The sequence below is a fragment of the Pseudoduganella danionis genome (assembly GCF_009720775.1).
Taxonomy (GTDB): domain Bacteria; phylum Pseudomonadota; class Gammaproteobacteria; order Burkholderiales; family Burkholderiaceae_D; genus Rugamonas; species Rugamonas danionis.
Genome location: NZ_WNKW01000003.1, coordinates 17,774 through 30,958 on the forward strand (window position 1 = coordinate 17,774; position 13,185 = coordinate 30,958).

12 protein-coding genes are annotated in these 13,185 nt (G+C 59.7%); all 12 read left to right on the forward strand.

Translation table 11 applies throughout. The annotated features are described in order from the left end of the window. The first annotated feature begins 20 nt into the window (after nt 1-20). The 12 genes from ispG to GM655_RS11700 all read left to right on the forward strand — a co-directional run bounded on the left by ispG (nt 21) and on the right by GM655_RS11700 (nt 13,004). The gene (gene ispG / locus GM655_RS11645; protein WP_155434873.1) at nt 21-1,289 is read left to right on the forward strand and encodes a flavodoxin-dependent (E)-4-hydroxy-3-methylbut-2-enyl-diphosphate synthase; all 1,269 of its coding nucleotides are present in this window, start codon (nt 21-23) and stop codon (nt 1,287-1,289) included. Nucleotides 1,290-1,306: 17 nt separating this feature from the next. Further along, nucleotides 1,307-2,659 (forward strand): histidine--tRNA ligase, encoded by a 1,353-nt coding sequence (gene hisS / locus GM655_RS11650; protein WP_155434874.1) that lies wholly within the window; start codon nt 1,307-1,309, stop codon nt 2,657-2,659. Between the two features lie 55 nt (nt 2,660-2,714). Beyond that, complete coding sequence (locus tag GM655_RS11655; RefSeq protein WP_155434875.1) at nt 2,715-3,368, forward strand: YfgM family protein; 654 nt, start codon at nt 2,715-2,717, stop codon at nt 3,366-3,368. Between the two features lie 46 nt (nt 3,369-3,414). Next, the gene (gene bamB, locus GM655_RS11660; RefSeq protein ID WP_155434876.1) at nt 3,415-4,551 is read left to right on the forward strand and encodes an outer membrane protein assembly factor BamB; all 1,137 of its coding nucleotides are present in this window, start codon (nt 3,415-3,417) and stop codon (nt 4,549-4,551) included. Nucleotides 4,552-4,554: 3 nt separating this feature from the next. Next, a complete protein-coding gene (gene der, locus GM655_RS11665; RefSeq protein ID WP_155434877.1) occupies nt 4,555-5,901 on the forward strand; it encodes a ribosome biogenesis GTPase Der in 1,347 nt (448 codons plus the stop codon). Between the two features lie 195 nt (nt 5,902-6,096). Further along, nucleotides 6,097-6,333 (forward strand): RNA chaperone Hfq, encoded by a 237-nt coding sequence (gene hfq / locus GM655_RS11670; protein WP_155434878.1) that lies wholly within the window; start codon nt 6,097-6,099, stop codon nt 6,331-6,333. Nucleotides 6,334-6,370: 37 nt separating this feature from the next. Next, nucleotides 6,371-7,564 (forward strand): GTPase HflX, encoded by a 1,194-nt coding sequence (hflX, locus tag GM655_RS11675; protein WP_155434879.1) that lies wholly within the window; start codon nt 6,371-6,373, stop codon nt 7,562-7,564. Then, nucleotides 7,564-8,859: an FtsH protease activity modulator HflK gene (gene hflK, locus GM655_RS11680; protein WP_155434880.1), complete on the forward strand. Its 1,296-nt coding sequence runs from the start codon at nt 7,564-7,566 to the stop codon at nt 8,857-8,859. The genes hflX and hflK overlap by 1 nt, the downstream gene beginning before the upstream one ends. Beyond that, nucleotides 8,859-9,773 carry a protease modulator HflC gene (gene hflC / locus GM655_RS11685; protein ID WP_155434881.1) on the forward strand — a complete coding sequence of 305 codons (915 nt, stop codon included), beginning with the start codon at nt 8,859-8,861 and terminating at the stop codon, nt 9,771-9,773. The genes hflK and hflC overlap by 1 nt, the downstream gene beginning before the upstream one ends. Nucleotides 9,774-9,968: 195 nt before the next feature. Continuing rightward, nucleotides 9,969-11,129, forward strand: coding sequence for an ATP phosphoribosyltransferase regulatory subunit (locus GM655_RS11690; RefSeq protein WP_155434882.1), 1,161 nt, complete (start codon nt 9,969-9,971; stop codon nt 11,127-11,129). Between the two features lie 4 nt (nt 11,130-11,133). Next, on the forward strand, nt 11,134-12,444 hold the full coding sequence (locus GM655_RS11695) for an adenylosuccinate synthase (RefSeq protein WP_155434883.1): 1,311 nt from the start codon (nt 11,134-11,136) through the stop codon (nt 12,442-12,444). 14 nt (nt 12,445-12,458) lie between these two features. Next, nucleotides 12,459-13,004: a phosphoribosyltransferase gene (locus GM655_RS11700; RefSeq protein WP_155434884.1), complete on the forward strand. Its 546-nt coding sequence runs from the start codon at nt 12,459-12,461 to the stop codon at nt 13,002-13,004. The last annotated feature ends 181 nt before the right edge of the window (nt 13,005-13,185 follow it).

Below are 13,185 nucleotides of genomic sequence, written 5' to 3' on the forward strand. Positions count from 1 at the left end.
GTATAACCAAGCTGAAATTTATGTCTTCTAGTCTTACTGCCATTCCATCGGGTCCTGCACCGCGCCGCGCCAGCCGCAGCGTGCTGATCGCGCACGGCCAGCGCAAGATCTGGGTGGGCGGCGACGCGCCTGTCGTGGTGCAGTCGATGACCAATACCGATACCGCCAATGCGCTGGAAACGGCGATCCAGATTAAGGAGCTGGCGCGTGCCGGTTCCGAGCTGGTGCGCCTGACGGTGGACCGTCCCGAATCGGCTGCAGCGATACCCTACATCCGCGAGCAGCTGGACAAAATGGATATCGATGTGCCGCTGGTGGGCGATTTCCACTACAACGGCCACACCCTGCTGACCGATTATCCCGAGTGCGCCAAGGCGCTGTCGAAGTACCGCATCAATCCCGGCAATGTGGGTAAGGGCGCCAAGCGCGATACCCAGTTTGCCCAGATGATCGAGGTGGCGGCGCGCTACGACAAGCCGGTGCGTATCGGCGTCAACTGGGGCAGTCTGGATCAGGCTCTGCTGGCCCGCATCATGGATGAAAACGCAGCGCGCGCCGAGCCATGGCCGGCGCAGGCAGTGATGTACGAAGCGCTGATTACTTCGGCCATCGAAAATGCCGTGCGTGCCGAAGAACTGGGCCTGGGTCGCGACAAGATCATCCTGTCCTGCAAGGTCTCCGGCGTGCAGGACCTGATCGCCGTGTACCGCGAGCTGGCGCGCCGCTGCGACTATCCGCTGCATCTGGGCCTGACGGAAGCGGGCATGGGCAGCAAAGGTATCGTGGCATCGACGGCGGCGCTGTCGGTGCTGCTGCAGGAAGGTATCGGCGATACCATCCGTATTTCGCTCACCCCCGAACCGGGCGGTGACCGTAGCCGTGAAGTGGTGGTGGGGCAGGAGATCCTGCAAACCATGGGCCTGCGCAAATTCACTCCGATGGTGATTGCCTGCCCGGGTTGCGGCCGTACTACCTCGACCACTTTCCAGGAACTGGCGGACAACATCCAGACCTTCCTGCGCGAGCAAATGCCGGAGTGGAAAAAAATCTATCCGGGCGTGGAAGCCATGAACGTGGCGGTAATGGGCTGCATCGTCAATGGTCCCGGCGAATCCAAGCACGCCAATATCGGCATCAGCCTGCCGGGTACGGGCGAATCGCCTGCTGCACCGGTGTTTGTCGATGGTGCCAAGGTGGCGACGCTGCGCGGTGAGCGCATCGTGGAAGAGTTCCAGGAAATCGTCCTGAACTACGTGAAGAATAACTATGGCAAGCCGCAGGCTGCCTGAAGCTGAAAAGAACTGATATGTCCGAAACGAAGAAAGCTGAAAAAATCACTGCCATCAAAGGCATGAACGACATCCTGCCGACCGACTCGCATCTGTGGCAGTTGTTCGAAAACACCGCTCAGTCGGTGGTGCAGAGCTACGGCTTCCAGCAGATCCGTACCCCTATCGTGGAAAACACTGCGCTGTTCGCGCGCGCCATCGGCGCCGTGACCGACATCGTGGAAAAGGAAATGTATTCCTTCACCGATTCCATGAACGGTGACCAGTTGACGCTGCGCCCTGAAGGGACTGCGGGTGCGGTGCGTGCCGTGATCGAACACAATCTGGTGTACGAAGGCCCGAAACGCCTGTGGTACACGGGCCCGATGTTCCGCCACGAGCGTCCGCAGCGCGGCCGCTATCGCCAGTTCTACCAGTTCGGCTGCGAAGCCGTGGGCTTCAGCGGCCCGGACGTGGACGCGGAAATGATCATGATGTGCCGCCGCCTGTGGGACGATCTGGGTCTGGAAAACATCCGTCTGGAACTGAACTCCATCGGTGATGCGGAAGAGCGTGCGCGCCACCGCGTCGACCTGATCGCCTATCTGGAAAAGCACGAAGACATTCTGGATGCAGAAGCCAAGCGCCGTCTGCATTCCAACCCGCTGCGCATACTCGATACCAAGAACCCTGCCATGCAGGAGATGGTCAATCAGGCGCCCAAGCTGCTCGACTATCTGGGCGAAGAATCGCTGGCCCACTTCAACGGCGTGCGCAAGATCCTCGACCACAACAACATCCCTTACGTGATCAACACCCGTCTGGTGCGCGGTCTGGACTACTACAACCGTACCGTGTTCGAATGGGTGACGGACTCGCTGGGTTCGCAGGGCACCGTGTGTGCGGGCGGCCGTTACGATCCGCTCATCGCTTCGTTCGGCGGCAAACCTACGCCGGCCGTCGGTTTCGCCATGGGCATCGAACGCCTGCTGGAACTGCTCAAAGCTGCCGGCGAGCCGGAACAGCCTAACCAGTGCGACGTCTACCTCGTGCATCAGGGCGAAGCGGCCCAGCTGCAAGCCTTCGTGCTGGGCGAGCGCCTGCGCGACGCCGGTCTGGACGTGATCATGCACGGCTCGACGCCTGCCGGTGCAGGTAGCTTCAAGTCGCAGATGAAGAAGGCCGACGGCGCTGGCGCCGCATTTGCCGTCATCATCGGTGAAGACGAGGTGCAGAACCACACGGCCGCAGTCAAAGCCATGCGCGCTAGCGAAGGCGAACAGCAGCAGAGCACCGTGCCGTTCGACGAGGTGGTAGATTTCGTAGTGGACCAGATCACTGAAAGCGGCGATCATCACCACCACGTACACGACGAGAACTGCAATCACTAATCGACCGAGCGCAGCTTCATTTTGAATAACTCTTACAACTAGCAGACACACTGACATGGCATACGATCTCGAAGAACAAGAACAAATTGCGTCCCTTAAAGCATGGTGGGAAAAGTACGGCAATCTGACCTCGTGGGTGGTGATCGCTGGTCTGGCAGCATATTCCGGTTACAACGGCTGGAACTACTACCAGCGTAATCAGGCCACCCAGGCTGCTGCGCTGTATGACGAGCTGACTTCGGCCGTCGATGCCAAAGACAACGCCAAGGTATTGCGCGCTGCCGGCGATATGGAGAGCAAATTCGGCAGCACCACCTATGCGCCTATGAGTGCGCTGGTGGCCGCCAAGAGCAGCTTCGACGCCAACGATGTGAAATCGGCCAAGGCCCAGCTGCAATGGGCAATCGAGCATGGTGGCGACGAGTTCAAGGCTGTGGCCAAAGTGCGTCTGGCCGGTGTGCTGCTGGATGAAAAAGCTTACGACGAAGCGCTGAAGGTACTGGCCGGCGAAGTGCCGGCCCAGTTCACAGCGGCCGTGGCCGACCGCAAGGGCGACATTCTGGTAGCGCAGAACAAGCTGGCCGAGGCCCGCACGGCCTATCAGGCTGCGCTGGATGCCAGCGATAAGAAATCGCCAGGCCGCCAGCTGATCCAGCTGAAATTCGAAGCTATCGGCGGCGCCGTGCCAGCCGCTAAAGACGCAGCTTAATATTCTGGCGCCGCCAACTGCGGCGCTTTCCGATCAAGGTTGAAATATGCGTATTACCGAAAAAGTTATTACTGCAAGCTTGCTGGCGACGTTGGCCGGTTGTTCCTTGTTCTCGTCGAAAGATACCAAGATCCAGCCAGCAGCGCTGGTGGAGCTGAAGGGCGGCGTAACGCCGCGCACCGTATGGAAATACTCGCTCGGTAAAGCCGGCAATGCCGTGTTTACGCCGGCACTGGTGGGCGACAGCCTGTATGTGGCCGATGGCGACGGCGTGCTGGCTCGCCTGAACGCGGCCAGCGGCAAGGAGCAGTGGCGCGTCAAAACCGGCACCGACCTGACGGCCGGTGTAGGCAGCGATGGCGAGGTAGTGGCAGTGGGCGGCGTCAAGGGTGCTATCCTTGCCTATGACGCCAGCGGCAAGCAGTTGTGGAAAGCCCAGGCGACCAGCGAAGTGCTGTCCTCGCCCGTAGTCGGCGGCGGCATGGTGGTAGTACGCAGTGTCGATAACCAGATCACGGCCTTCGATGCCAAGAGCGGCGCCAAGCGCTGGAGCGTGGCCCGTACTACGCCGGCACTGACGCTGCGTAATGCGCCGGGCATGGTGATCAACGGCGCCAACGTGTATGTGGCCCAGCCGGGCGGCAAGCTGCTGGTGCTGGTGCTGGCCACCGGCCTGCAGCGCTTCGAAGTGGTGGTGGGCGAGCCACGCGGCGCGACTGAACTGGAACGCGTGACGGACATCGCCGGCACGCCGGTGATCTTCGAAAAAGATGTATGTGCTGTATCGTATCAGGGCCGAGTGGCCTGTTTTGATGCGCTGACCGGTGCTCCGCACTGGAGCAAGCCGGCATCGTCCGATGTGGGCGTGACGGTCGATCAGCGCTTTGTATTCGTCTCCGACGACAAAGGTGAAGTTGCAGCCTACAGCCGTGAAAACGGCAGCAACGCCTGGAAGAACGACAAACTGTCCTATCGCCGCCTGTCGACCCCTGTGTCGTACGGCCGTGCCGTGGCAGTGGGTGACTTCCAGGGTTATGTCCATCTGCTCTCGCGGGAAGATGGCGCATTTATAGGTCGCGCCGCGACCGATGGCAGCCCGATCCAAGCGGACCCTGTCATCGCTGGCGCGAATTTGATTTTCCAAACCCAATCAGGGACAGTGACTGCACTCGCAGTCGAGTAAAAAATGAAGCCGGTAATCGCACTAGTGGGTCGACCCAATGTAGGGAAATCGACCTTGTTTAATCGTCTGACCCGCTCGCGCGATGCGCTGGTGGCGGACTTGCCTGGGTTGACGCGCGATCGTCACTATGGCGAGGGCCGTGTCGGCGAACGTCCCTTCCTCGTTATCGACACGGGTGGTTTCGAACCCGTGGCCAAGGAAGGCATCATGTATCAGATGGCGCTGCAGACCAAGCAGGCCGTGGCCGAAGCCGACGTGGTCGTGTTTCTGGTCGACGGCCGTCAGGGCCTGACACCGCACGATAAAACCATTACCGACTTCCTGCGCAAGAGCGGTCGTCCGGTGATGCTGGTGGTGAATAAATCGGAAGGCATGCGCTATACCAGCGTGGTGGCCGACTTTTACGAACTGGGTCTGGGCGAGCCGTACTCGATTTCGTCGGCGCATGGCGACGGCGTGGCCGATCTGGTGCAGGAAGCGCTGGACCTGGCGTTTGCCCAGCGTCCGGAAGATCCGGAAGAACTGGAAAAAGACGAACGCGGTATCAAGATCGCGCTGGTCGGTCGTCCTAACGTGGGCAAGTCCACCCTGATCAATACGCTGGTGGGCGAAGAGCGCGTGATCGCCTTTGACATGCCGGGTACGACGCGCGATTCGATCGAGATTCCGTTCGAGCGCGATGGCAAGCAGTACACCCTGATCGACACGGCCGGTATCCGCCGCCGCGGCAAGGTGTTCGAAGCGATCGAGAAGTTCTCGGTGGTGAAAACGCTGCAGTCGATTTCCGAAGCCAACGTGGTGGTGCTGCTGCTGGATGCCCAGCAGGACATCTCCGAGCAGGATGCCCACATCGCCGGCTTCGTGCTCGAGACTGGCCGTGCGCTGGTGGTGGCCGTCAACAAGTGGGACGGTCTGCGCAGCGATGAACGCGACGAAATCAAGATCGATATCGACCGCAAGCTGGACTTCCTGTCGTTTGCCAAGACCCACTTCATTTCGGCGCTGCGCGCACAGGGCATAGGCCCGCTGATGAAATCCGTCGATGCGGCTTATGCAGCAGCGATGTCGGACCTGTCCACGCCTAAGCTGACGCGCGCGCTGATCGAAGCCGTCGAGAAGCAGGAACCACGCCGCAAGGGTGGCATTCGTCCTAAGCTGCGTTATGCCCACCAGGGCGGTATGAACCCGCCTGTGATCGTGATTCACGGCAATGCACTGGACGCTGTGGGCGAGCCTTACAAGCGCTATCTGGAAAAGCATTTCCGCGATACTTTCGCGCTGGTAGGCACGCCGCTGCGCATCGAACTGCGTACCGGTAAGAACCCGTTTGCCAAGACGGCAGCGAAATAAGGCATTTTTAAGGACTTTTTTTGCTGTACATAACTGCAAAAAAAGTCAAAACAGGTTACAGTGGCTTAGAAGCACCATTCTTCCTTCGGCGAGCGGTGTTTCAGCGGAAATCATTTGACTTTCGTTGAGCCACGTACTTGAAATTAAGCGTTTCGCCTCCAAATCCGAACACAACAACACAAAAATGGAGCTGTTATGAGCAACAAAGGGCAACTGTTACAAGACCCATTCCTCAATGCCTTGCGTAAAGAGCATGTGCCTGTTTCGATCTATCTGGTCAACGGCATCAAGCTGCAAGGTCACATCGAATCCTTCGACCAATACGTTGTGCTGCTGCGCAATACCGTGACGCAAATGGTGTACAAGCACGCCATTTCGACCGTGGTGCCAGCCCGCGCCGTCAACCTCAGCGTTGATGCGGACGCGGAATAAGCGTTTGCCTTACCGCTACATCTTCTAGCCTGACCGTATGCGTGCAGCTTTAGTTGGTATCGATTTCGGTCAGGGCGACTTTGCCGCCAGCGTCGAGGAACTGCAGTTACTGGCCCGTTCGGCCGGTGCAGAACCGATTACGACGATCACGGCCAAGCGGGCGGCGCCTGATGCCGCCTATTTCGTCGGCAGCGGCAAGGCCGACGAAATCGCTATGGCGGTGCAGGATCACCGCATCGAAATCGTCATTTTCAATCATGCGCTGTCGCCCGCCCAGCAGCGCAATCTGGAAAAGCGCCTGAATATCCGCGTGCTGGACCGCACCAGCCTGATTCTCGATATTTTTGCCCAGCGTGCCGCTTCCCATGAAGGTAAGCTGCAGGTGGAACTGGCTCAGCTTCAGCATCTGGCCACGCGCCTGATCCGCGGCTGGACTCACCTGGAGCGGCAGAAGGGCGGTATCGGTCTGCGCGGCCCCGGTGAAACCCAGCTGGAAACCGACCGCCGTCTGATTGGCGAACGCGTCAAAGCCTTGCGTGCCCGTCTGGGCAAGCTGCGCAAGCAGCATGAAACCCAGCGCCGTTCGCGCGGCCGCAGCCAGACCTTCTCGGTGTCGCTGGTGGGGTACACCAATGCTGGCAAATCCACGCTGTTCAATGCCGTCACCAAGGCCGGTGTGTATGTGGCTGACCAGTTGTTCGCGACGCTGGATACCACTTCGCGCCGCGTCTACATGGGGCAGGAAGTGGGCAATGTGGTGATTTCCGATACGGTGGGCTTCGTGCGCGAACTGCCGCACCAGCTGGTGGCCGCGTTCCGCGCTACGCTGGAAGAAACTATCCACGCTGATCTGCTGCTGCATGTGGTCGATGCATCGTCGCCCGTGCGCATGGAGCAGATCGAGCAGGTCAATCTGGTGCTCAAGGAAATCGGTGCCGATCATATTCCGCAGATTCTGGTGTGGAACAAGATCGATGCGGCCGAGCTGGAGCCCTCGGTTGAGCGCGATGAGTATGATAAGATTTCCCGCGTTTTCCTCAGTGCCCGCACGGGTGCTGGGCTGGATCTGCTGCGTAGTGCCATCGTCGAATGGGCCATGAGTGCGCCCGGCGCGCGCCTGAACCAGACCTACGCGGTAGATGAAGAAGAGCTGGCGGATGACGCTGAACTAGCCGATGACGCCGAAGCAGCCGAAAGCAGTCCCACCCTCACTCAAGTTGGATCACACTGATGCGTGTCTCCTCGATATTCAAACGTCTCGGCCTGAAAGCCAATCTGAACGACCCGCGCTGGGGTTCGGATCAGCAGGACGGCAAGCCGCAAGCCAATGAAGGCAAAAAGCCGGGCGAAGGCCCGCCCGATATGGAACAGCTGTGGCGCGATTTCAATCAGCGCCTGAACAGCATGTTCGGCCAGAAGAACCGTCCAGACGGTGGCAATGGCGGTGTGCCGCCTAGCCGTCCCGATGCGGGCGGACTGCGTGCCACGGCCGGTGCGGTAGCCGTGGTGGTGGCCCTGATCTGGCTGGCCAGCGGTTCCTTCATCGTGCAGGAAGGCCAGACCGGCGTGGTCTACACCTTCGGCAAGATCAGCCACACCACCGGTGCCGGTTTTAACTGGCGCTGGCCGTATCCGTTCCAGAGCGACGAAGTGGTCAGAGTGTCGCAGATGCGGGTGGTGGAAATCGGCTATCGCGGCAATATCAAGAACAAGCAGGCGCGCGAGTCGCTGATGCTGACGGACGATGAAAACATCATCGACATCCAGTTCGCCGTGCAGTTCAAGCTGAAGGACCCGGTGGCATGGCTGCTGAATAACCGCGACGAAGAAGATACCGTGCGTCAGGTTGCCGAGACCTCGATCCGCGAAATCGTCGGCAAGAACAAGATGGACTTCGTGCTGTACGAAGGCCGCGACAAGGTGGCGCTGGAAACCCAGCAACTGATGCAGCAAATTCTCGATCGCTACGCTTCCGGCGTGCTGATCTCGAACGTCACGCTGCAGGCCGTGCAGCCGCCCGAGCAGGTGCAGGTGGCCTTCGACGACGCCGTGCGCGCAGGACAGGACCGCGAGCGCCAGAAGAACGAAGGTCAGGCCTATGCCAACGACGTGATACCTAAGGCTCACGGTACGGCTTCGCGCCTGCTGCAGGAAGCCGAAGGCTACCGTTCTATGGTGGTGGAAAACGCTACCGGTAATGCGGCCCGCTTCAAGCAGGTGCTGGCCGAGTACCAGAAAGCGCCCGCCGTGACGCGCGACCGCATGTATCTGGACACCATGCAGCAGATTTACTCGAGCACCAGCAAGGTGATGGTGGACGCCAAGTCGGGCAGCAATCTGCTCTACCTGCCACTCGACAAGCTGATTGCACAGGCAGCGGCGACCGATGCTGCCGCCAGCGCCAGTGCCGCCAAGCCGGCTGCCATCAGCAGCGCCGGCAGCAGCGAGACCATGCAGACGGTGGAAGTGAACCGTCCGCGCGATCCGCGTTCGCGCGAAGCCTTACGTGACCGGGAGAGCCGTTAATGAATCGTATAGCCAGTTTCCTCGTGGCGGCTTTCGTCGCTTTCCTGCTGCTGTCGTCCACCGTGTTCGTGGTCGATCAGCGCAAGTATGCGATCGTGTTCGCGCTGGGGCAGATCAAGGAAGTGATCCGCGAGCCGGGCCTGCACTTCAAGCTGCCGCCGCCATTCCAGAACGTGCTGTTCCTCGACAACCGCATCATGACCATCGAGTCGCCTGATGCCGAGCGTTTCATCACGGCCGAGAAGATGAATATTCTGGTCGACAGCTTCGTCAAATGGCGCATCGGCCGTGCCGATGGCCAGCCCAAGCTGTACTACGTCACCTTCAATGGCGACGAGAACCGCGCGCGTGACCGCATGTCGCAGATTATCAAGGCTGCCCTGAACGAAGAAATCACCAAGCGCACCGTGGGCGAAGTGATCTCCGGCCAGCGCGGCAAGGTAATGGAAGGCATACGCACCAAGGTGGTGGCGGAAGCGGCCCAGATCGGCGTCGAGATCATCGATGTGCGTCTGAAGCGGGTCGAGTATGTCGAGCAGATTAACAACTCGGTGTACGACCGTATGAAGGCCGAGCGTCTGCGCGTGGCCAATGAACTGCGTTCCACCGGTTCGGCCGATTCGGAGAAAATCCGTGCCGATGCCGAGCGTCAGCGTTCGGTGATTCTGGCCGAAGCCTATCGTGACGCCGAGCAGATCAAGGGTGAGGGCGATGCCAAGGCATCGGCCATCTACGCTGAAGCCTTCGGCAAGAACCCCGAGTTCTACAAGTTCTACCGCAGTCTGGAAGCCTACCGCGCCACCTTCAAGAATCACGGCGACGTGATGGTGATGGATAGCAGCTCGGACTTCTTCAAATACTTCAAAGGCACGGGCGCTGCACCGGCCGGCGCCGCTGCAGGCGGCAAGAAGTAAAGCCACAACCCTGCCGGGCTGCCAGATGGCAGTCCGGTAGCGGCGTTTTCAGGTGCTTTTGCGCATCTTTTCTCGTCTTAAAATCCATTTTCGCGTAAAATATCAGGTTCGGCCTACCGCTTGTCGGTCGCCGGTCGCGCAGTCTATTGCTGCGTATTGCTCTTTATTTAATTAAATATTCCGTACCAGTTCCCCATGCCAAATTGGCTTTTGCCCGAGAATATCGCCGACGTATTGCCGTCGGAAGCACGCAAGATTGAAGAATTGCGTCGTCTGATGCTGGATAACTTCCGTCTGTACGGTTACGAGCTGGTGATGCCACCCATGCTCGAATACCTCGAGTCGCTGCTGACGGGCGCGGGCGAAGATACCGATCTGCGCACCTTCAAGCTGGTCGATCAGCTGTCGGGCCGCATGCTGGGCCTGCGCGCCGACATGACCACCCAGGTAGCGCGTATCGATGCCCACCTGCTGAACCGCGCCTCCGTCACCCGCCTGTGCTATGCCGGCAGCGTGCTGCATACGCGTCCTTCAGGCTTGCACGCCACCCGTGAGCCGCTGCAGATCGGTGCCGAAATCTATGGCCATGCGGGACTGGAAGCGGATGCTGAAATTCAGGAACTGGCACTGGCTTCGCTGGCACTGGCCGGTTTCACCAGCGCCCGTCTGGACCTCAGCCACGTCGGTGTGCTGCGTGCCATCACCGAGGGTGATGCTGCGGCCACGCGCGATGCGGCGCAGATCGTGCAACTGCTGCGCGCCAAGGATGTGCCTGGCCTGCAGGCGCTCACGCGTGACTACACGCCGGTAGTGCGCGACGCGCTGCTGGCTCTGCCTAGCCTGTACGGCAGTGTGGAAGTGCTGGGCCGTGCGCGTGACGTGTTGCCGGATCTGCCCGGTATCAGCAAGGCGCTGGCCGAGCTGGCCGCGCTGGCAGCGTCGGCGCTGGGCCGGGCTGAAGTGGCCATCGATCTGGCCGACCTGCGCGGTTACCAATATGAAAGCGGTGCGATGTTTGCACTGTACGTGCCCGGCCTGCCGAATGCGGTGGCGCGCGGTGGCCGTTATGATCACGTCGGCGAGGCGTTTGGCCGGGCACGTCCCGCCACCGGCTTCTCGCTCGATTTGCGCGAACTGGCGCGTCTGTTGCCCACGGCGGAACGTAAGCATTCGATCCGTGCACCATGGGGCAATGCGCCGGAGTTGAAGGAAAAAATCGCCGAGCTGCGCAAGTCCGGCGAAGTGGTGATCCAGAGTTTGCCGGGTCACAGCAACGAACTGGACGAGTTCGAGTGCGATCGCGCGCTGGTGCTCGACGATAATGGTAGTAACTGGATTCTTAAAAACTTAGGTTAGTGTGATGTCAAATAAAAACGCAAAAAACGTCGTCGTCATCGGCACCCAATGGGGCGATGAAGGTAAAGGCAAGATCGTCGACTGGTTGACCGATCATGCACAGGGTGTGGTCCGCTTCCAGGGCGGTCACAACGCCGGCCATACGCTGGTGATCGGCGGCGTCAAGACTGCGCTGCAACTGATCCCTTCGGGCATCATGCGGCCGGGCGTGGCCTGCTACATCGGTAACGGTGTGGTGGTGTCGGTGCCGGATGTGCTGCGCGAAATCGACAAGCTGGAAAAAGTCGGCGTGGAAGTGGCATCGCGTCTGAAAGTGTCGGATGCGGCACCTGTGATTCTGCCGTACCATTCGGCACTGGATCTGGCCCGTGAAGCAGCCCGTGGCGCTGCCAAGATCGGCACTACCGGCAAGGGTATCGGCCCGGCCTATGAAGATAAAGTAGCGCGTCGCGCGATTCGCGTAGCCGACCTGCTCAACGAAAAACGCTTCGCTGAAAAGCTGGCGGAAAATCTGGACTACCACAACTTCGTGCTGGAAAACTATCTGAAAGCACCGAAGGTCGAGTACCAGAAAACGCTGGACGACGCGCTGGCCTATGTGCCGCGTCTGCGCCCTATGGTGACCGACGTATCGAGCGCCCTGTACGCTGCCCACAAAGCCGGTTCCAACCTGCTGTTCGAAGGCGCGCAAGGTTCGCTGCTGGACGTCGACCACGGCACCTATCCGTTCGTCACATCGTCCAACTGCGTGGCCGGTAATGCCGCTGCCGGTGCTGGCGTGGGCCCGAACATGCTGCACTACATCATGGGTATCACCAAGGCTTACACCACCCGCGTGGGTTCCGGTCCGTTCCCTTCGGAACTGCCTACCGATGCTGGCGTGGGCCACCATCTGGCGCAAGTGGGCCACGAGTTCGGCACCGTGACGGGCCGTGCCCGCCGCTGCGGCTGGTTCGACGCTGCGCTGCTGCGCCGCTCGGTACAGATCAACGGCGTGACGGGCATGTGCCTGACCAAGCTGGACGTACTGGATGGTCTGGAAACCCTGAAGCTGTGCACCGGCTACACCATCGACGGCGTGGCCGTGGATATCTTCCCGTCCGGCGCGGAAGAGGCAGCGCGTTGCGTGCCAGTGTACGAAGAAATGCCGGGCTGGAAGGAAAGCACCGTGGGCGCGAAAACCCTCGAAGCGCTGCCAGCCACCGCCCGTGCCTACATCAAACGTATCGAAGAGTTGGTCGGCGTGCCGGTCGACATGGTATCGACCGGTCCGGATCGTGAAGAAACGATCGTACTGCGTCATCCGTTCGAGTAATCAAGGAAGACCTTATGAACAACCCACAATCGAATGAAAAACACCTCTGGGTCAGCTGGGATGAATACCACCGTCTGATCGAGCGTCTGGCACTGAAAGTCCATGAATCGGGCTGGAAGTTTGACCAGGTGCTGTGTCTGGCGCGCGGCGGCGTGCGTCCGGGCGATGTGTTCTCGCGTATCTTCGATGTGCCGCTGGCCATCCTGTCGACCAGTTCCTACCGTGAAGAAGCGGGCACCGTGCGCGGTGATCTGGACATCGCCAAATACATGACGATGACCAAGGGTCCGCTGAGCGGCCGCATTCTGCTGGTGGACGATCTGGCCGATTCCGGCGTGACGCTGGTGAAAGTCATGAAGCATCTGCAGGAAAACTTCCCGGGCGTGACCGAAGTGCGTTCGGCCGTGATCTGGACCAAGGGTTGCTCGGTGTTCAAGCCGGACTACCAGATGGAAGAGCTGCCACACAATCCGTGGATCCATCAGCCGTTCGAAGACTATGACGGCCTGCGTCCGCACCAGCTGGCTGCGTGGATTAAAAAGGGCGAGAGCGCCGAATAAGCCTCTTTGTTTCCTCTGCATCAATAAAAAAACGACCTGCGGGTCGTTTTTTTATTGTCAATTTCAATAAGGTAACTTTTGTTGTGATAAATGTATATAAAATGTCGCAAAAGTAATGCAAATTGAATATTTCATGTTATGATCCATTCAAGTAAGCAAGTTTGGTGGCGCGGCAACTTTT

What these genes read in the sequence shown, in the direction of transcription:
- ispG (WP_155434873.1), top strand. Translation starts at nt 21, where the DNA reads ATGTCTTCTAGTCTTACTGCCATTCCATCGGGTCCTGCACCGCGCCGC.
- hisS (WP_155434874.1), top strand. Translation starts at nt 1,307, where the DNA reads ATGTCCGAAACGAAGAAAGCTGAAAAAATCACTGCCATCAAAGGCATG.
- GM655_RS11655 (WP_155434875.1), top strand. Translation starts at nt 2,715, where the DNA reads ATGGCATACGATCTCGAAGAACAAGAACAAATTGCGTCCCTTAAAGCA.
- bamB (WP_155434876.1), top strand. Translation starts at nt 3,415, where the DNA reads ATGCGTATTACCGAAAAAGTTATTACTGCAAGCTTGCTGGCGACGTTG.
- der (WP_155434877.1), top strand. Translation starts at nt 4,555, where the DNA reads ATGAAGCCGGTAATCGCACTAGTGGGTCGACCCAATGTAGGGAAATCG.
- hfq (WP_155434878.1), top strand. Translation starts at nt 6,097, where the DNA reads ATGAGCAACAAAGGGCAACTGTTACAAGACCCATTCCTCAATGCCTTG.
- hflX (WP_155434879.1), top strand. Translation starts at nt 6,371, where the DNA reads ATGCGTGCAGCTTTAGTTGGTATCGATTTCGGTCAGGGCGACTTTGCC.
- hflK (WP_155434880.1), top strand. Translation starts at nt 7,564, where the DNA reads ATGCGTGTCTCCTCGATATTCAAACGTCTCGGCCTGAAAGCCAATCTG.
- hflC (WP_155434881.1), top strand. Translation starts at nt 8,859, where the DNA reads ATGAATCGTATAGCCAGTTTCCTCGTGGCGGCTTTCGTCGCTTTCCTG.
- GM655_RS11690 (WP_155434882.1), top strand. Translation starts at nt 9,969, where the DNA reads ATGCCAAATTGGCTTTTGCCCGAGAATATCGCCGACGTATTGCCGTCG.
- GM655_RS11695 (WP_155434883.1), top strand. Translation starts at nt 11,134, where the DNA reads ATGTCAAATAAAAACGCAAAAAACGTCGTCGTCATCGGCACCCAATGG.
- GM655_RS11700 (WP_155434884.1), top strand. Translation starts at nt 12,459, where the DNA reads ATGAACAACCCACAATCGAATGAAAAACACCTCTGGGTCAGCTGGGAT.